This is a genomic window from Yersinia massiliensis CCUG 53443, from assembly GCF_000312485.1.
Taxonomy (GTDB): Bacteria; Pseudomonadota; Gammaproteobacteria; order Enterobacterales; family Enterobacteriaceae; genus Yersinia; species Yersinia massiliensis.
In genome coordinates, this window is record NZ_HE997645.1 from 235,263 (window position 1) to 255,463 (window position 20,201).

The window sequence follows — 20,201 nt, forward strand, 5'->3', positions numbered from 1 at the left end:
ATGACATTACGTAAAGCTATTTTGATGCTTTCGTTGCTTTTACTGGCGGTAATATGTCATCACGCTGCCGCCAATGGAGAGCCCTTGCATTTGCAGGGGCGTTCGCATGTCGACGGTTACAAACTTGACCTTACTGAGAACGACTGGCGTTTCCTGCGGGAACACAAAATTTTACGGTTGGGTACGGCATTATCCGATTACCCACCACTCGATATTTCACTAAATAATAATTATGAGGGCATTTCTGCTGACTACGCTGCATTGTTGGCGGACCTGCTGCATGTGAAAATTGAAGTTCTACAATTCCCAACCAGGGCGCAAGCGGTTCAAGCGCTAAAAGAGGGAAAGATTGATCTACTCAGTAGTTCCAGCACATTTGAGGCTAAAAAAAATTCACTAATTCTTTCAGGCGCATACGTTGAAAGTGAGCCTGTACTGGTCACTCGAGTTGATGATAACCAACACCCTGAACCGGAACCTAAAGCAGATTTAGCCGGACAAGTCGTTGCCATGTCCTACGATGACCCACTGACAGAAATCGTGCGCAAAGTCTATCCACAGGCTGATGTGCAACTTTTCCCTAACCAGCAGAGCGCACTGGGTGCAGTCGCCTTCGGGCAGGCTGATGCTTATATGGGAGATATGATCGGTGCTGATTACATGGCTGACAATATTTATCTGAATAGCGTCAACCTGATTTATGTCACTTCGTTGGGGGAATATAATTTCGCTTTTGCTTTAGCTCCGGAAAATACCCATTTACAAAGTTTGATCAATATCGCGCTTAAAGCCATTCCATCCCATGAGAAAGACAACATCCTGCGTAATTGGGCAGCTGACGTCAGTATCATTGATAAAGAAAGGCTGAATCTCAGCCCGGCAGAGAAACGTTGGATAGAAAAGCATCCACAGGTTGATGTCACCGTATCGCCTAATCTGGCACCGCTGACCTTTTTCGACAGTGAGGGCAGTTTCCGTGGTATTACCGCCAATTTGCTGACCGAAATCACTGCCCGCACTGGGCTGAAGTTTGATATCTCGCAAGCGGAAAACTCTCTGGGCATGATAGAGCAGATCAAAAAGGGCGATGCCGGAATGAGCGGCGGGATACTGTCCAGCACAGCACTAAATAATGAGCTAAGTGTCACCCGCCCCTATCTGACCAGCCCGATAGTGCTAATCAGTTCAATCAATAACAGAGACATACAAACGCTGGCAGATATGGATGGTAAACGTCTGGCAATAGCGCGCAGCTATCCTTGGATTGATTATATTCAGACTAATTATCCGAAAATCATTATTGTTAAAGTCGATAGCTTGAAGGCCGGCATGGACTCAGTGGTTAATGGTCAAAGTGATGCCACTCTCAATTTACTCCTTACCGGCAGCTATCTTATTTCCAATCAATATCGCAATAAATTGCAGGTCGTCGCCACCGTTGGCACCGATATGGAGCAGATAGCCTTTGCGATGAGTCGCAGTTCGGTTGAATTACAGTCGATAATGAATAAGGCATTACTGAGTATTACGCCGGAGGAAATGCATCGCCTAACGACACGCTGGCATACTAAAGTGTTTGTTGACGACAGTTATTGGTTTAAGAACCGGACCTTTATCACTAATAGCTTTGCCATTACCGTTTTACTTTTGGTATTTACTTTGGTGTGGGTAAGCTATTTATATCGTCGCCACCGTATTCAATTGCGGTCTAATATGTTATTGCAAGAGCAAGCCAGCTTTTGGCATAGCTTGATTGACTCTCTTCCCTACCCTATTTACTTGTTTAATAACCAAGGTCAACTGCTTGCTACCAATCAAGCGTTTCAGGCATGCAATAGTGCCCTTAACCAAGACGGCCAGCAGAGTATCGCGGAAGTAACCCATTTCAACGACGAATGCCAGCAGGTAATAAGTTCTGGGCAAAGTACCATGACCGATCGTGTTTTAGCGCTAGCAACGGGTGAGCAAGTAACCTTCAGTCATTGGATGGTGCCATTTTACGATGCCGAAAAGAAAATCATCGGCGTGATGGGCGGCTTAATTGACGTCAGTCAGCGGCAACAGCAATATCATGAATTAGCGTTGGCAAAATCCTTGGCTGATGATGCCAGCCGAGCGAAAACCACCTTCCTTGCAACAATGAGTCACGAGATTCGGACCCCAATCAATGCCATTATTGGGATGCTTGAATTGGCGCTGAAAAAGGCAGAAAAAGGCTTACTGGACCGCCTTGCGATCGAAGTTGCCTCAGGTGCGGCTAACAATTTATTGGGTTTACTTGGTGATATTCTTGATATTGCACGTATTGAGTCGGGTCGCCTCTCTCTACAGCCTGAACGAGCTAACCTGCGCGTACTGGTTGAATCGGTTGTGAGTCTCTTTGAACAACCGGCTCGCCAAAAAGGTATTCGCTTTGTTCTCGATATCGATTTTAACTTCAATACCAATAATGACGTGCTGATTGATCCGGTGCGCTTTAAGCAAGTGATGTCTAACCTATTAAGCAACGCCATTAAGTTTACGACTGAAGGCGAGGTTAGAGTCAGTCTCAAATCACTACCGCAAAAAAACGATCAACGACTCACTATCTGGTTACAGATTGAAGACTCAGGAATTGGTATTTCAAAGCAAGATCAAGCAGAGTTGTTCACCCCTTTCCATCAAGCACTTAATCATGGCCAGTCTGCTCGTAACAGTACCGGTTTGGGCTTGAGTATCTGCAAAGTACTTTGTGAAATGATGGGGGGAAAACTGGAACTGCACAGCCAGTTGGGGAAAGGGACTCAAGTTGAAGCTACTTTTGAGATGCAAATTCTGCAACCATTGAATTTGCCCGAGACTTTTGAAACTGTCGTCGCAGAACCAAAGACACTCAATATATTGGTTGTGGATGACTATCTACCAAATCGCATGTTGATGTTGCAGCAATTAAGCTATTTGGGCCATGAAGTGATGGACGCCGAAAATGGAGCCGCGGGCTTGAAACTTTGGCAAAGCGAACGTTTTGACGTGGTGATTACGGATTGTAATATGCCCGTAATGGATGGCTATCAGTTAGCCAGAGAAATTCGGCAGGCGGAAAATGAACAAGGGCTAGCACCTTGTTTGATATTTGGTTTTACTGCGAACGTGCAACCCGAAGAACGCGCAAATTGCCTAGCAGCAGGCATGGATGATTGCCTGTTCAAACCCATCAGTCTGAAGGAGCTCAATACCCGCTTAACAGGCATAGAACCCGAAGAAGCGCTGAGTTCGGAGATTCAGGAAGATGACGATATTGATGTTAGCGAGTTATTACAATCGGCCAAAGGTAATGATGCCGCAGTGCAGAAACTGCTCGGGTATCTGGCGAGTAGTACGGCGAGTGATCTGGTATTGATTAACGAGCTGTTAGGGAAAAAAGATAGGCGAGGCTTGTCGCAGTTGGCCCACAAAGTTAAAGGTGGCGGTCGTATGATCCATGCTCAGTTCTTGATTACTGCCTGTGAACAACTGGAAACAGCTTGTGCCCAGCCTGATGAAGATGAGATGTTAGCTGCGGGACAAAGGCTACAACAGGCAATGAAAAAACTAACAGAAATACTGGTATCACGTGGGTAATCTCCTATTTAGGCCCCGATGAGGGGCCTGAATAGGGAGTCACTCAACAACTTTGGTTGAGACTAATAAACTTACTGTCAAAAATAATAAATTGTTCGCTCTTGTATTTAATTCGTGGGTCGCGAAATGTCTCGCCTGGGCGAATATAAACGGTGGTTCCCTGTTCATCAGTCGCACCACAACCCGGTTTAATCAGGTATTTAAAGAAGGTATTACCACTATTGGTTATTGCACCTTGTTCCCTGTCTAAACGGTAATCAAAGTGAGTATCTCTCGGTCTAACCACCAAAATAGTATCAAGAACGATAACGGGCTCTAGCTCAACATCATGTTTTCTTTCTTCCAAATCAGAGGTGGGTACTTCGCGAAATGAAACCCGATAGTAGCGTTCATGCTGATCCTTTGGTCCATGATAAAAGAATTTGTAATATTCCGATTTTCCCGCAGCCAATACTAATTGCTTTGGTGAAAACAGTAATTCCCCCCCAGCCGGTCGGCTGACAACCTCCTTGCTACCAGGTCGATCAAGAGCAGAAATATTGACCTGATAGATACGCGCTGTCGGGTTATCGTTATATATCCGTTTGGCAATAAATACCTGATCCTGATTCATTGTAAAGGTCAGCGGCCCCACACTTATAGCCTGGGAAAAAAAGGGGCACATTAGTGCCACAATTACCCATAGTTGCAACTTTATACCCATAAACTCACTCGAATCCTTTCTCTCTAATAACTATCATTCCAAGTTGCTTGTACGTGAATTTCCCCAGAGGCACTGACTTCTCCCAACCAACTGTCGCCACTGACTGTTTTCAAAGATACAGGTGCGTCCATTGGAATGACAAAACTCACATTTGCACTGTCTCGGGTGCCGATAACTGCGGGATTATCCTTAGCGCGAGAAGTCCCCCAACCAATATTGGTAATGTCGAACCATTGGCTATTACAACTGGCAGAAAAGCGACTCGCCGCACCACGGGTACCACTGACATTCAATTGCGCAGGGAAAGGGACCTGAATACTGTTATCTGCTGAAGAGAAAATACAGTAATCGATACCACCAATTTTTTGAGAAGGGCCACTGACCATAATTTTTACGCTATCCGCCTGCGTCATGCCACTAGTGCTCAGGTTATAATCAAACACCAGTGGAGCATGACCCACCCCCACACTACCTTGCCGCTGAGGATTGGCGCTACCGTCTGTCGAGGTAATAGTCAATTCAAAATCACGTGGCTGAATAATCAGTTCATTGCTACTCGAAATATCATAATAGCCAGCCCCTACTGAGGCATTATTCACAAAACGGAAATGCAATAAATCACGAGTTTGTAAATTACCCTGTTTTAGCATTTGTTTGAAAAATTGACTGGAAAAATAAACGTAAATTCCTTGATTACCTTTCATTTCATTAAAGGTAAAATAATCATTGCTGCCCGAGGTCGATTTCCAGTCATTACCATTGAGGCTAAACTTAATGTCATTGGCGGCAGTAGCCGAGACTAATAATGGATTATTAATGACTGGATAGAGATGAATGGCCGAATTATTAATGTTCGCACTGGCATTTAAATCATAACTCAGCATTTTACACATGATGCCCGTCTGCCCCGCCAGCGAATGATTGCGGCAGTCAGCGCTGTCTTGCCCGACAACTGGGATACCATCGGTATTAATGAGTATCTGAGAAACAGCATTGACCTCTTTCAGCCGTAAATGTGCCACTTTCTGGTGGGATACACTACGTTTACTCCAATTAGCCAGTTCCCGATCCTTGCAACGAGCGCCATTGCTAGCATCATACTCTTCCGCAGTTGAGCACAAATTGATGTCCATTCTTAGCACATCACCAACGGGTCGTTGAGCCAAATAATAATAGAAACTGTCTGACATCATTCCCTGCGCTCCGCGACTGCCGCTGACTGGGAGTGTTACACCATAAAAACCTTTCTCATCAATCGACTGCGGCAATCCACTACAAACAGCCCCCCCTCCACAACGAAAACCGGTTAGCGGCCGCTGGATATTGCTATTTTCCAGCCACATATCTAGGCGATTATTAGCCGCTAATTCGGTCATCTGGCCGTTATCGATATAACCGAGCGTCAGCCCGTTATTACCCCGTGCACCTGAGGATTTCACCCCTGCCATATGGGGTAAAACTGCAGCCGTTGGGGTCACAAAATAATTACTATCGGCACTATTCTCAATAAAAATATATTGGGTCTGTTCAGCATCCGGTAATACAGTCACCTGTGCAGAAATGGCTACGGGCTGATAAAAAGCCGCGGTAAATACCACCAACGGAATGACTTTATTCGTCAACATTAACTCACTCCTTGGTTTGTTAAGCCATCACATATCACATCGCCCACCCATGCCGCACCCTTTGCTTCAGAGAGATTCAATTCAACCACACAACTTCGATTATCATTATTCTTCAACTTTATTACTGGCGAGTGTTTATCTATATCCATAATAAATTCTCCGTTTTTGTCTGTCGTCGTCTGGCTGATGCTATTGGTAATACTCATATTATCTAATCGATTCCCCTCCTTATTTTTAATAACACCGGATACTGTCACCATCTGCTTTATTTGTGGTTCAATCACTGCCACATTACCGGGATATAGAATAAATTTATTCTCAGCTTGACTTCCGATATCAAAATTGTCCGACGATTTATTATTATTAATAATTTGCACCTCATACTGAGCATAAGGTGGTAACGGAATATAATTGCGCTGCCCGGTTAGCTCGATATTGCGATCATTGACTTTGGCTGTTAGCCGTCCTTCCTTACCAAGACCATTACCGGTATCAATGATCACACCGGCACTGCCATCAGAACGGCCACTCGCCGCGATATACTTCCCTTGCCAGCCGATACTGCCCTCACCATTCAAGGTGGCGTTGATTGATCCATCGTCACTACTGCTGGCATTAGCATTACCGGAGAGATATTTACTTTCATAGCGGCTGGAGAAACCACCATTGAACGCACGCTGCCCATCATCCTTGCCTTTTACCGTATGGGAGACATTGCCGCCAATACTGCGGATAATGCCCATATCCACCTGCTGGCGTGCGGCCAGATTAGCCGTGGTGCGGCCATTTTGATGTGACATGCCCGCGCTGAACCAATGGCCGGTCGGCATACTAAAATCTAACGCAACATATTTACCCGAATCGTTATTTTCGTTCTCACGGTTAGCCCTCTGCTGCATCCCAAGGCGCAGACCTAATCTACCGTAGCGATTGGTCATGACATTCTGGCTATAACTGGCATTGTAGTAACGATTGTTATTGCGTCTATCGTTGTTATAACTGACGGAGAGATTACCCAGGCTGGACACCAACGGCGTGAAATTTACATTCACACCGAGGCTATAACTGTCATTGGGTGCTTGTCGTAGCTTGTCACCAATATCACTGCGCTGCTGACTCAACCACACAGAGCTGAAATTTCCCGGTAAGGAGGAATTGATACTGTTAATTACCCCCCAAGAATTATCTGCGGACAGCATATTCTGCATGCTGATATTGACGCTTTCGCTAGCAGGAAAATTCAAGCGCGTTTCTATAACGGGGTTATTATCAAATGAATACGCTGAGCCTCCCCAGCTCAGAGTACGGAAATTACCCGCAGCAGATGCCCCCACCAGATACGTTTTCTGCGCAGCAACTTTCTGCGTGTAATCGCGCTCATAGGTATGGCTATCGTTATAGCGTTGCCATTCGTCGAAGTGGATAGCCCCACCCCAAAGTTGCCATAATGTCTTGCCACCGTTACCGATTGTTGGCGTAAAGAGTTTATTCACTGACTGAGTGCGTTTCTCAACCACCTGACCATTGACAATAATTTCCATCTCAACGTCATACATGCCATAAGGCAGAGAGGCGGTATTAAGCTCATGATTGCCCATCTCAAACTGTTGTACTGATAATAAACGGCCATCACGAAATAAGCGGACTTCACCGGCTGAGGGTAAAAAAGCAATAATAGGGGTCAGAGACTGGCTATTATCGAATACCGTTGAATTTGCCTCACTACCATAGGATAAGCCATAAATCTGGCTAGCGTTCAGGCCAGTGACTGGGCCAATGGATTGCAAATTCCAACTATCCACCATACCAGCGGCAAAGCGGCGTCCGTTAGTATCCCGCTCATACATGGCCTTGTATAATTTACCTTGCCGGTTATCATCATCAGTTAATCCATACAACGCACCTGTGACGTCAAAATGATGTTCACGATATCCGGTCATACTGTTCAGCGATAAATAACTGGAGCTATTACCGCTATTGCCTCCATTAATACGATTACTCAAGCTACCAGTATAATTAAGTGTACTGCTCAGGTTCTCGATGGATGAACGGCCAATATCTTCACTACGTTGAATGGCCTCCAGGCCCAAAGCATTTTTTTGTACCGTTAACTGTAATGTTAACTGTTTTAGTTGCAGATCTAGCGAAGCAACGTCGGAAACAGGAATAGTTTTGTTATCGATAAATACCTGACCATCTATTTTTGCCAGTAATTTTAGGGTCTCATCTGATAATCTGGCACCATTTTTACTGTGTTCAATATTAACTTGCCTAATAACTAAATTATTCCCCTCTAATTGCAATAACGCGGTACCAATTTTTTGATCCTGCTCACTGCCATTATTTTGCTTATAGCGCAGCAGCAAAGGTAAAGTCATACCGCCACGCAAGGCCTGCGCAAAAGCATGAGGAATAACAACACCTTCAATCTGTGTTTTATTTTCTGCTGATAAAGATAAAGATGGAATAAAGCATAAGGGTATAGCGGCGACACTGACATATCGACTATTTAATATATACTCCACATTTCCACTCCGGGCTATTACAAATAATAGCAAGTAGGTTTAATCGTGATCATTTAACTTTGGTATAAGTGTTATTATGCCAAATGGAGATATGCGAAGCAGGATCTTCCACATCGACTAATTTGAAACTCCAGCGTTGCCCAGGCAAAACAAAATAGTCTTCTTTACAGATCTCTTTTTTACTTTTATCACGACAAGTGCCATAGCTATCTATTTTATACGCTGCATTTCCGTTATTAGTTAATTTTCCATCAGCATAATGATATGAGACATTTTCTTGTCGTGGCGACACCACCAAAATAGTTTGTAATTGTATAGTAGTATTCGCAGTCGCACTCTTTTTTGCCGGGTTAGGATTGCGGCTACTTAATGACTCTTCAGTCCATTTCAGGCGATAGTAACGTTCTTGTGCATCCTTTGGGCCATTATAAATAAATGTCACCAAATTATCCCCCATCGCGGGGAGCAACATATTTGCGGGAGTAAAAAGCAATTCATCTGGACTGGCCATCGCAATAATTTCACCATCCGGTAACGGGCTGGATATACGCGCCACTTCCACCCGAACAAAACGTCCACCATTGCTTTGATTCTTAATCTCTTTACTTATCTTATTAGTGTCACTGAGCATAAATGATGTGATATCACCCACATCCAGAGCATAAACTGAATAACTTTGGCATAAAAAAGCGGCAGCAATCAAGGTTAACAATCGCATAATAAAAACCCTAACAGAATAAAAAGCAGAAGTTATCTTCTGCTTAGACAATTAATAAAATTAAGCTGGCACTGTCCAAGTTGCAACTAAATTAACAGTGACGTAACCTGACCAATCACCGTTTGGTAAGTTTTGAATGGGAACAGTAACACCATTAGATGTTCCACTTACAATATTGAAGAGGAATACATCTGAAGCATTACTCTTGCCCTGGCTCTTATATTTAGGGACAGGGTGAGCAGTAGTAGTATTAATTAGCGTTCTCATTGCATCTCTCATTACTGACTTTGTCACCGTAGAGTCAAGCAACGTAAATGAAGTGCCAGCAGTGGGAGTTATATCGTCATATAAATTATAAAGCATCCCTACCTTTAATGTAGATACGCTAGCACCACTGGTATGAGTTAACGTGTTGTCACCCAAGGTAGCGACCAATTTAAATGCACTGGCGGAACCATCGCCACCAATAGTGACAGTAAAAATGCTGTCTGTAGTATCAAATTTATTCGTGTCAGGATCAAAGTAAAATTCAATTTCACCATCATTTGCTACTTCAACAGCCAGAGATGCCGTGGAGGTTTTCTTTGCAGATGTTTGCCAAGTTACCGTACTAGGGCTGGTTACATTTGCGGCCTGAGCTGCAGGGATAATAGAAAGTGCACTTATCATTGCAGCAACTATCGATATTTTTTTCATTTATAGACTTCCATTAGCCAAAGGATTGGATGCTCTATCAGATAAGAATAAATAAAATATTTTTATATATTAATAAAACAGCGGACGGCGTATTGCCGCCCGCTATGAACAGACACAGTTCCAAACCCAGTAATAGGAAAATACTGACCTGTTAAGTTAAATAGAATTAAACAGGTACAGTCCAGTTAGCCGTGAAGACGACTTTAACATCACCTGACCAAGTCGTATTTGGCATTGCGAAAGGCGCCACATTAGCACCACTGTCATTGGTAGAATTAATAACCTTTAATGTGAACTTGCTATTCACATCCCGATCGACATTATCGTTGTAAGAAGTAGACAGTGGATCGAAATCAGGATTATATGAACCTGGGGTTGCCGCATCGAAAATAATGGTATCAGCGGCTGCAAGCAGGGTTGTTGTGCCACTCATAACACCGACATTTAGGGTTGAAGTTCCAACAGCCGCATGAAGGGTATTGCTACCTGTAGTTTTAGCCGCCAAGGTAAAAGCAGTCGCTGAACCTTCACCACTCACTGTCAACTTGAAAGGTGCATCAACAGTGCCAAAACCATCAGTGTTATTATAGATAAACTCTGGATCTACTGTAGAATCAACGTCTACTGCTAATTTTGCTGTGGTGGTTTTAGACGCGTTTGCAGTCCAGGTTGCAGTTGCTGTCTCTTGATGTATAGCTGCATGTGCCACATTAGCTGCTGCGAAAATGGACATTACTGCAAGAGCTACAACTGTATTTTTTTTCATTGATGCGTTTTTCATTTGTCATTTATTCCTATTATGTATATGAAACTAAATTAATTGTGAAAGCTACAGAGGATTTTCACTCAACTATCAAAACTCATCTTTAGATAAGAGTAATATAGGAGAGCAACTAGATTAAAGCATAGGGTATAATGAATATATGTAGTTAAATACACCGTCATTCGTGGGAATTTTCATTATGCAGAATTATTGTTACGTAGATCATAAAAATTAAAAAATTAAATGAACGAGAAAAGCACTTCATCAGTTTAGCTTCATGCCATCCTATTTTTGTTAAATATTTCTATAGATGCCATCCCAGCCTTATCTTCCCAAAGATATCAATCGACATCTTCAACCCTCACTAAATAGATAAAAGCAAGATAAGAATAAGTAATAAAAAGCACACATCCTTGCCAAACAATGGAAAAACAAAAGAAATTACAACAAGATAAATTCAACAGTTAAAGTAAAGGCTATATAAAAAGTCAGTAACTATTAATTTTAGAGTTGCGAAAAACTATAATATTCGTAGGAATATTCACTATATTAATGCGAAAAAAGTATATTCTACTTTTGCTATTGTCGTTCCCTAGGTAATTACATAATCTGTGTTGGCGGTGAGTAGCCGAAAAACATTGTAGTAATTTGAAGTCTTATTTTAAAACCAGGAGTAATAAAATGCGTACATTAGATATCCAAGAAGTAGAAATGGTTTCAGGTGGCCTGAATATCAACTTGGGCAACTTCGGCACGACTGGCTTGACCAGTGGCCTAGATATTGGTAACGGTATTTCCGGTATTCTTAATGTGATTCCAGGTGTCCCAGTCATTAACCTTGGTGGCCTTTTGGGTGGTGCTGGTATGTTGGTTGGTACAATCATGGATATGGTCTTCCCAACAGCAAAACATTAATCAAAATAATGTAGTCCACGGCACAACCTATCATGGGTTGTGCTGTTTTTTATTTATAGATACTGAGAAAATAACGTGTTATTCAGAAAAGAGGTTCTGGCAGCAAAAAGTGCCCGCGATATCGGACCCGTAGTGGTTATAAGCCCGATTCCTTTGCAGGTGGTTGCCATAACTGCATTTATCGTATTTATCACCATCATCTTGTTCGCCTATTTCGCCAGCTACACCAAGAAAGCCACGTTACCGGGTTTTATCTTTCCCAAAGACGGTATTGTCAAAGTCTATGCTCCCCAACCTTCCCGAGTGATTAAGCTATTGACCCATGAAGGGGCACAAGTCAATAAAGGTGACCTGCTCTATATCCTCAACCGGGAAAGTAGCTCCCAATTGGGACAGACCGATATTCTGGTACGTACTGAGCTAGAAAATCAGCACAGCCGAATGGCAGATAACCATATCAATCTAACTAATCAATTGTTAGCGATAGAAAATAATCTTAAAAATCAGATTGAAGAATCTGACAAAACGAGATCTATTCTGAATAAAAAAATCATTATACAAAAAAAGAAAATTGCACTATTGCTTGAGAAACAAACTCGTTTTAAAGAAATGCATAAATCTGGTTATGTTTCAAATCAGGAATTGGACGATAACCAACTGGTTGTCCTGTCAGAACAAACTAATCTAGACACCCTCTATCTAGAGGAAAAATCTCTCGATAAGCAACGACTGGACGCTATTTCCTATAAGAATGAACAAACAGCATCCTACAAAGACCGTATTAATCAGTTAGAAAATACTATTTCTGAGGTTAAAAATCAGTTAGTCAGGAATGAATCTAACGAAAACAGTTATATCTATGCCCCAATATCCGGTACGGCGACCAGTATTCTTTCTCAGGTTGGTCAATACGTTGATGCCAGTAAACCGCTGTTAGTTGTTATCCCTGAGCATGAACCCTTAGTGGCATTTTTGTATGCCACCAGCAAGAGTGTCGGTTTTATCAAACAGAATGACAGTGTACGTATTCGATATAAATCTTTTCCTTATGAGAAATTTGGCCAATATACCGGCACGGTTACCCATATATCGAAAACAGCAATGTCACTTAACGATGCGGTAGATTTCAACATCCCAGCCAGTAATGCGTCAGAAGGTTTATATAAAGTGACCATCTCACTGGATAAGCAGTATGTGAATACCTATGGCAAGAAGACTGCGCTGGTGTCCGGTATGGAAATTGATGCTGATGTCTATCTAGAAACCAGAAGACTCTATGAATGGGTTCTGGACCCTCTTTACAGTATTACAGGTAGAATTTAATGAACCCCTCTTCGCTATTGAATTTTAAGTTTTCTCACAAACTGCCGGTAATACTACAGAATGAAAATTCTGAATGCGCACTAGCCTGCCTCGCCATGGTGGCCAATTATCACCGTCATGTTATTGACCTTAACAGTTTACGCCAACGTTATCCGGCGTCGCTTAAAGGGATGACGCTGGCCAGCCTGCTCAATATTGCACAAAAACTGAATTTCTCCTCCCGTCCGGTTCGCCTAGAACTGGAAGAATTGGGTGAGTTGAAAACCCCCTGTATCCTGCACTGGGAAATGAATCACTTTGTCGTGCTTAAGTCGGTTAAAAATAATACGATAGTGATTCATGATCCGGCAGTAGGTGAAAGGGTATTAAGCTTTAAAGACGTCAATAACAAATTCACTGGTGTGGCCGTTGAGCTATGGCCAGATAATAATTTCACCGTCAAAGATGAAAGCCGAAAAGTTACCTTTGGCTTATTGCTAGGCAAGTTGAACGGATTCTTTTCGTTCTCCAGCAAAATCATCGTAGTAGCAATGTGTATTGAAGTATTGGTGTTGTTATCGCCTTTCTATTTGCAATGGACCATCGACAATGTGATTGTGTCGGGAGATAAAAACTTATTACTGACACTGGCACTCGGCTTCGCCATGCTGGCGATATTACAATCGGCTCTCACTGCGGCGCGATCTTACGCACTGATTTATATGAATACGTCGATCAGTATCCAATGGCTAAATAATATTTTTTCTCATTTGATTAATTTGCCAGTGCAATATTTTGAAAGCCGTCATGTCGGTGATGTGGTTTCACGCTTTGATTCAGTCAACGAGATACAAAGAACCCTCACCTCTTCATTGATGACAGCAGTCATCGATGGCGTGATGACACTAGTTATTATTGTCGTGATGTATGTTTATAATCCCTTGTTGGCACTGGTTTCCGTTGTCACCATGCTGATTTATTGCATCACGCGGGTTTTACTCTTCCGCACACTAAAACATGCGACTGAAGAGCAGATAATCTTTCAGGCCAAACAGAAAAGTCACCTGCTGGAAAGTATCCGTGGGGCCAAAACGATAAAGCTGTTTCAAAATCAAGAAATACGCCGCAGGAACTGGTTAACACTACTGGTTGAGCAAATTAATGCCGGTTTGAAGGTCCAAAAGATCCAACTCTCTTATCAAACTGCCAACAGCCTTTTTTTCAGTGTCGAAAATATCATTATTATTTATCTTGGAGCCTCTGCGGTGCTGGGCGGTGTGTTTTCAGTCGGCGCATTAATGGCCTTTATATCGTATAAATCCACCTTTGGCTCACGCATTACCAAATTAATTGACTGTTACTTTGAAATAAAAATTATGCGAGTACAAATGGATCGCTTATCTGACATTGTGCTGGCTCAGCCGGAAGAGAAAGTCGAGGAATTAGCGGAGGAAAATCACCCGCCGCTGCAATCTATCTCGTTAAGAAATGTGAATTATCGTTATGCCGAGGGTGAACCTTGGGTATTGCAACAGCTTAACTTGGATATTACCGCGGGAGAGTCTGTTGCCATCGTCGGTGCTTCAGGCTGCGGTAAGACCACATTGTTTAATATTTTACTGGGTATTTTACCTATCAATTCCGGTGAGATAACCATCAACAATCAACCAGCCAACGGCCAAACGTTAATTAGAATGCGTAAGCGCAGTGGTGTCGTCACTCAAAGCGACCACCTATTTACTGGCTCTATTTTGGATAATATCTCATTCTTCGCCACTGAATGTGACCGGCTTCATGCAATGAATTGCGCAAACGTTGCAGCCGTTCATCAGGACATTATCAAAATGCCAATGCAATACGAAACTCTGGTCGGTGATATGGGGTCAGCTTTATCCGGCGGGCAACAGCAAAGGATTTTGCTCGCCAGAGCTTTGTACCGCCGCCCAGAAATACTTTTTATGGATGAGGCGACGAGCAGCTTGGATGTACATGTTGAGCGACAGGTCAGTACCACCCTTAAAAGTTTAAACATCACTAAAGTATTTATCGCCCATCGTCCAGAAACCATTTATAGCGCCAGTCGGGTAATAGTGCTGAAAGAAGGTAAGGTATTTATGGATTTACGTACCGATAATCTGAGTGCAGATCAATACAAGACACTGTTAAGCGACTATTTTGCTAACTCCACTGCTACCGCGTAAATTTTCCTTTCTTGATAATAAAAAAACCCACCGTCAGCGGTGGGTTATGACTTTTATTTGTTACTGTCCATGACTGATAATTTTCCTAGCCTTCCAAATTTAGCGATATTTGATAACAATAAAACTGTTTTTCATGTCTGCACTACCCAATCGATGTTATCGCGCAGTGGATTGATGTTTATCATGCCACTTTGCAATAAGGAATAAGGCAGAAATATAATACTATTTCGTTTGCAGTGGATATGTTGAATACAATCAATTTGTCGACTTCTGTTCCGTCACCTGTACTGGGCAAGCAGAGTCCAAATGGTCAGAACTGATACAAGGTAGCAGTGACACATAGCGGGCGATTAATGCACTCAGACTTTGTTCAATCTGTTTTACCAACGCCGGGCTAATCGCCTCCCCTGCTGTGGCATGCTGTTCCAGCTTACCCAGCAAAGCTTCGGCCGGTAAACCGCCACTGTATAGATCTCTACGCAATTGATATACCGCCGTTTTTAACTCAGAAACCGTCATGAACTGATTACGGTTTTTTTCTGAGTTCAGGAGCCTTTGTTCCAAGTGATCAATATCTGCATTTAGTTTTAGCCAACGGCCCAGTGGCAATGCATCCCCGGTTTTCTCTTGCATCCTGCGCTGCCAAAGTTGCGATGCCGGATTATCGGGATAAACTTTATTTAATTGGCGGGAAATTTGCTCTCCCTGCTCCCAAGGAAATTGAGGTGGTAGCGCTGACAACCAATTAAGCTGTTGTTCCGCATTGCTAATAATTGATAGCTGCTCTTTATTCCACTGTGCAGCGGTGGCTGTCGGCCACCCTTCCGTAGTAAATGATGCATACTGGCGCAGTGCCCCGATGGGGGCGACGAGCTGGTTTGTCAGAGAAGGAGAGCGGTAAAGATATCCCCCGACCACGGCCAGTGTCAGGACGACCCCTAGTAACAGGCCGGTTAATGCCGATGGCATGTAGTGCCACCATAGTCCTGCCGGTGTTTTCAAACTCGCGCCCTGTCGTGGCGCTTCATTAGTAAGAGGCGCTACAGCTGCCTTTGCCTGCGGTGTTTCACTTTGTGCTTCTGGCAAGCGTGATGTTGCCATCGGCATATGGTTCATGGTGCGACTGCGAACTTGCAAAAAATAGCGTAAGTTATTTAATGGGTCCTGTATTCGCGACTGTAATAGATTGGCCTGTTGGCATAATAGTGCCATAGCGACCTCAACCCGCTGCATCAACGGAATATATTCGATACCCTGAGGTAGAATGTAAATTAAGCTACCCACATAGGCGTTAAACCATTCAAGTATTCCCCTACGCTGATGTTCCGCACTGGCTGCTGGCCAGCAACGAACCCCTGTGGGGCCAAATGCTTCGGCTAATAAATCAACAGCTTGTGCCAACCCCTGCCATCCATGCTGTTTGGTGTTAATAAGGCAAAACCACACTCCACTTTGCAAGTCATAGCCGTCTTGTTGAAAGATCTGATGGCACCGATTTTCCAGTGCCGCCCAATCCAGATTGACCGTATTACTGCTATTCAGTTTGTTCAACTCGCTACTTAATAACAGAAAACTTTTGCTATATCGCGGGTCATGGTAGTTAATTTTTAATGCAGCCAGATTGATCGTACTTTTCATTTCACCTTCTCCGCGCATAGATTTCAGGCTGAGTTAACAGCGGCTAGCCGTAATGTTCCAACCTAGGCCACAGACCGGCTTAATAACACACAGCCACTTTCGCTGGTAACTGTGAGATTTTGCCTCTCAATGAGGTTGGCAATTGCTGTTCCGACTGTTTCCCCTCCAGCTGTCGCCGTTGCAGCTCCAGTTCATTCTGCTGATGACTCAATACATTCCATTGTCGCCAACTGTGTTGGATCTCACTCTGATCGCCCGTTTCATAGCGCACCATAATGCCCTTAATGCCTAAATCAGCGAGTTTCGGAAGGTCCTCTGGGAAATCATTCGGCTGAAAAACGTGTTCACCCTGAGAGAAATCCTCCAGAAAATCAGGCCACGCACCTTCGCCACTGTACTTATGCCGAATATCGAAACCTGGGAACTTAATGACCAGATCCACCTGATGGCAAAGTGACGGCTGCCAGCTAAATTCAGCGCTATCACTAAAATTCATGCTATCTAACGTTTTACTATTACCGTTGCAAGTTAACGTCACGCTGCTACCCGTCGGCATTAAACGTGCCCCTCCGGGTATAGTGGCAGGCTGACTGGATAAGCGAATATTCAATGACTGAGCCTTGAGCGCCTCAAACTGCTCATCGACTATTTTCTGTTGTGCCTCCAGTTTGGCCAGTTGATCCTGAACAAGAGTAACTTTACGCTCAGGCATCACCAGCACATCATCCGGCCGTAGTTCGTGGTTAACGAGCCGCAAAAATGCCGGAGTGAGGGCAATTGTTTGACCTTGATACTCACCAGCTCGCGCGCCCTTACTGCCAATGACCAGCAGACTTTGCGCAGAACTCTTAACAAAATCGGCCAGATATTGGCTGGCAAGTGTTTGTTGCTGGTCATAGCTTTGTTGCCTATTTTTATCCATCGGCCACAATACTTGGGACTGCCACTGATCCTGAAGCCAACAACTGGAATAGGCCAATGCATGTCTGATCAACAAACGCCCCTCATTTTGATACAAAGCCCAAACGGCATTAACCGCAAAATCGTTATCCACTGGACTCATGCTTTTCTGCAAAGATGAAAAGCGACTATCTACTTGTAGCAACGGGTTATTCCCGCCGTTGTCTGCTGGGGTAAATAAACCACGGGTCAATAAATTGCTGCTATCAGGAACGGCCATAGCATCGGCAACAGCGGCACTTAGGCTATCGCGCCATGCCAGCCAATTGGCAATCTGATAGTCAGTCATCGCCAAAACCTGTATCTGTTCATCTAACCCCAGCAACGTATTGAGTTTGTCCTGCAAAAACTGGCTTAACTGGCTGACTTGCTGAACAACCAACGCGGCCTCCGCTAATTCACGCAACGCTATCAGACGCCGCAGTTCCTGTAGCCAAGGCTGGGCATATTCTTCGTCAATATTGTCCAGCTCGTCATGTATCCGTTGAACCAATTGCATCGCCGGACTGTTACCTTGGGCGATGGACTGTAATAATTTTTGCCAACTATCACTGGTTAGATCGCCAAAATCCTCTTTCCCTGCAGCTAACATAAAACGTAACCATGCACTCTGCCGTTGGTTTATCCAGTAGGAGTGGAAGCCAGTCAATGCAGCGTCAATACTCTTTTTATCAATAGCTTGCGTTATTATCGCGATATCCGCATTAATCGCATGATCCCCCACACGGGTCCATATTCCCTCAACCCGCTCATTACTTTTGCCGTTGTTAGGCCAAAAATCGCCTATTGCCACCGGCGTCAAAGTCGCGTCGGGGGCCAACAACCAATGTAGCTGGCTACTATTAACCAATTGCACTAGCAACTCCCGCTGCTCAGCTATCTGGCTGGCACCAAGGGGCTGTTGAAGTAGCGCCCGTTGCAGAGCAATACTCTGTTCATAAGGTAATGACGGTTGTGCTCCACTCATATTTAACAGCGGGGACACCGGCGGATAAGCGAATAACTCGACCAACGGCTGTCCATCCAACATCGCTTGTTTTTGCCGGATACTCTGCACTAAATGACGGATTAGCTCGCGTTGGCCTATCGGGTCAGCCTGATAGAAACGTTCACGATAGTCTGCCAGGACGATTTTTAGATCTATCGGTTGCCGAGGAATATGCTGTAATAATTGCGCATTCAACTGTTTATGGCGAACATCCAATAGTGGTATGAAAGGAAAATAAACCCAATTATTTTCATAGCGTTGCTCATTACGCTGTAACTCAGCCACCCATTGGACTGGTGTGGTTTGCGCCGTTGGTGAGCTAATCAATTCAGCACTTTTCCAGCCGCTGCCCCCTAGCAATAGCAAAACAACGACATAAATGCCTGGTCTTCCATAGCGTTGAAAATAACGACGCCAAAGTCCCACGGCTTCAACTGGGCGATTACGGCCAATGGTTGGCAGATGCTGGGTTATCAAGTCATGCAGAAAGAGTGTTTGTCGCTTAATACTGTTTTTACTGACTGGCTCACTAGCGGTAAACCATACCGCCCCCAAAGCCCCTTGTTCAAAATAAGCATCAGGTTCGCATAATGCAGCCACATACCCCTGCAATGCAGGCTGTAAGCCGGCGATTTGTTCAGGGAAATCCAACAGCGGCAATAGCTCTGCCGTCGGTGCATTTCTTGCCAACATACTAATCCGAACAAGGCCTAGCCCCTCTTTCAGCAGCGCAAACATAGGATCCAGCAATGCAGGGTCGCTGCCGTCAATGACTGGTGAAGTTGGCCAATAATACCCTAGCGCTTGCTGCCTTTGCTGTGGCGAAAGCACCTGCACCCATTGGCTAAATCCGGGGATCTCATCACAGCAGGTGATCATCACATACAGCGGCAATCGCTGTTTGACCTCTTTTACCAATGGTTCTATTTGTGTCCTAATCTTCCGAGCATCCAAGTGTAGGGCAACACTATCCTGCTGTAGCAAGTCGCTGACTGAAACACAAATGATGACCCCTGAAGGGGCTGGTAACCGCCTACACCAGCGGGTGAGTCTTAGCCACGCACGGCCAAAAGCTGGGGATTTATCGAGAAAATGGCTAGAGACATCCAGAACAGCCAGAGAGCGGTAAAACCACCAGCGTAGGGTTCGAGTGGGGACGACTAGCGCATTTTCCGGTTCATGGGAGAACATTGGCAACCCAGCGCCCGCCAACAACGTACTTTTCCCACAGCGTTTCCCCGTTAGGATATACCAAGGCAATGGATGCTTTCGTCGGTGGATTCGCCTAATCACTGCAGCACCGGCTTTCCAATGTTGCAATAGAATATATTCCATTCTGGACAAACGGAAACGACCAAACAGACGTGCTATGTTTCCATTTTTATGACTTTGGAATAAATATGTTCCGGCCAACCGCAATAGAATAATAATAATGACAATGGCGAATAAAAGTATAAATGCGATTGGTGCTGGCCAATTCTGCCATAAAGTGATTGCCAGACAAAAAACCAGCAACAGACAGAGCGAGACTGACCATAAAGTAAAAACAAGTAATTTTTTTAACATA

Annotated in this window: 12 protein-coding genes; 4 read left to right on the plus strand and 8 right to left on the minus strand. The window is 44.1% G+C overall.

The window, feature by feature from the left end:
- Positions 1-3,600, plus strand: coding sequence for an ATP-binding protein (locus BN68_RS13645; RefSeq protein ID WP_019211714.1), 3,600 nt, complete (start codon positions 1-3; stop codon positions 3,598-3,600).
- A 43-nt stretch (positions 3,601-3,643) separates the two neighbouring features.
- Here BN68_RS13645 and BN68_RS13650 read toward each other — a convergent pair whose 3' ends face one another.
- The 6 genes from BN68_RS13650 to BN68_RS22965 form a co-directional block, all read right to left on the minus strand.
- Positions 3,644-4,303, minus strand: a complete 660-nt coding sequence (locus BN68_RS13650; protein WP_019211715.1) for a fimbrial biogenesis chaperone — start codon at positions 4,301-4,303, stop codon at positions 3,644-3,646.
- 23 nt (positions 4,304-4,326) lie between these two features.
- The gene (locus tag BN68_RS13655; RefSeq protein WP_019211716.1) at positions 4,327-5,928 is read right to left on the minus strand and encodes a hypothetical protein; all 1,602 of its coding nucleotides are present in this window, start codon (positions 5,926-5,928) and stop codon (positions 4,327-4,329) included.
- The gene (locus BN68_RS13660) at positions 5,928-8,453 is read right to left on the minus strand and encodes a TcfC E-set like domain-containing protein (RefSeq protein WP_019211717.1); all 2,526 of its coding nucleotides are present in this window, start codon (positions 8,451-8,453) and stop codon (positions 5,928-5,930) included. The genes BN68_RS13655 and BN68_RS13660 overlap by 1 nt, the downstream gene beginning before the upstream one ends.
- Positions 8,454-8,502: 49 nt before the next feature.
- Positions 8,503-9,171, minus strand: a complete 669-nt coding sequence (locus BN68_RS13665) for an EcpB family pilus assembly chaperone (protein ID WP_019211718.1) — start codon at positions 9,169-9,171, stop codon at positions 8,503-8,505.
- Between the two features lie 60 nt (positions 9,172-9,231).
- Positions 9,232-9,867, minus strand: coding sequence for a common pilus major fimbrillin subunit EcpA (locus tag BN68_RS13670; protein ID WP_019211719.1), 636 nt, complete (start codon positions 9,865-9,867; stop codon positions 9,232-9,234).
- A 166-nt stretch (positions 9,868-10,033) separates the two neighbouring features.
- Positions 10,034-10,648 (minus strand): common pilus major fimbrillin subunit EcpA, encoded by a 615-nt coding sequence (locus tag BN68_RS22965; RefSeq protein WP_019211720.1) that lies wholly within the window; start codon positions 10,646-10,648, stop codon positions 10,034-10,036.
- Positions 10,649-11,311: 663 nt separating this feature from the next.
- Between BN68_RS22965 and BN68_RS13680 the strand changes: the two genes are divergently transcribed.
- The 3 genes from BN68_RS13680 to BN68_RS13690 all read left to right on the plus strand — a co-directional run bounded on the left by BN68_RS13680 (position 11,312) and on the right by BN68_RS13690 (position 15,048).
- Positions 11,312-11,545: a hypothetical protein gene (locus BN68_RS13680; protein WP_019211721.1), complete on the plus strand. Its 234-nt coding sequence runs from the start codon at positions 11,312-11,314 to the stop codon at positions 11,543-11,545.
- 75 nt (positions 11,546-11,620) lie between these two features.
- Complete coding sequence (locus BN68_RS13685; protein WP_019211722.1) at positions 11,621-12,868, plus strand: HlyD family secretion protein; 1,248 nt, start codon at positions 11,621-11,623, stop codon at positions 12,866-12,868.
- Complete coding sequence (locus tag BN68_RS13690; protein WP_019211723.1) at positions 12,868-15,048, plus strand: peptidase domain-containing ABC transporter; 2,181 nt, start codon at positions 12,868-12,870, stop codon at positions 15,046-15,048. The genes BN68_RS13685 and BN68_RS13690 overlap by 1 nt, the downstream gene beginning before the upstream one ends.
- Before the next feature lie 255 nt (positions 15,049-15,303).
- Here the strand turns inward: BN68_RS13690 and BN68_RS13695 are convergent, their stop codons facing one another.
- Together BN68_RS13695 and BN68_RS13700 are read right to left on the minus strand one after the other, a co-directional pair.
- A complete protein-coding gene (locus BN68_RS13695) occupies positions 15,304-16,686 on the minus strand; it encodes a VasL domain-containing protein (RefSeq protein ID WP_019211724.1) in 1,383 nt (460 codons plus the stop codon).
- Positions 16,687-16,765: 79 nt separating this feature from the next.
- Positions 16,766-19,954 (minus strand): type VI secretion protein IcmF/TssM N-terminal domain-containing protein, encoded by a 3,189-nt coding sequence (locus BN68_RS13700; protein ID WP_196796395.1) that lies wholly within the window; start codon positions 19,952-19,954, stop codon positions 16,766-16,768.
- Positions 19,955-20,201: the final 247 nt, after the last annotated feature.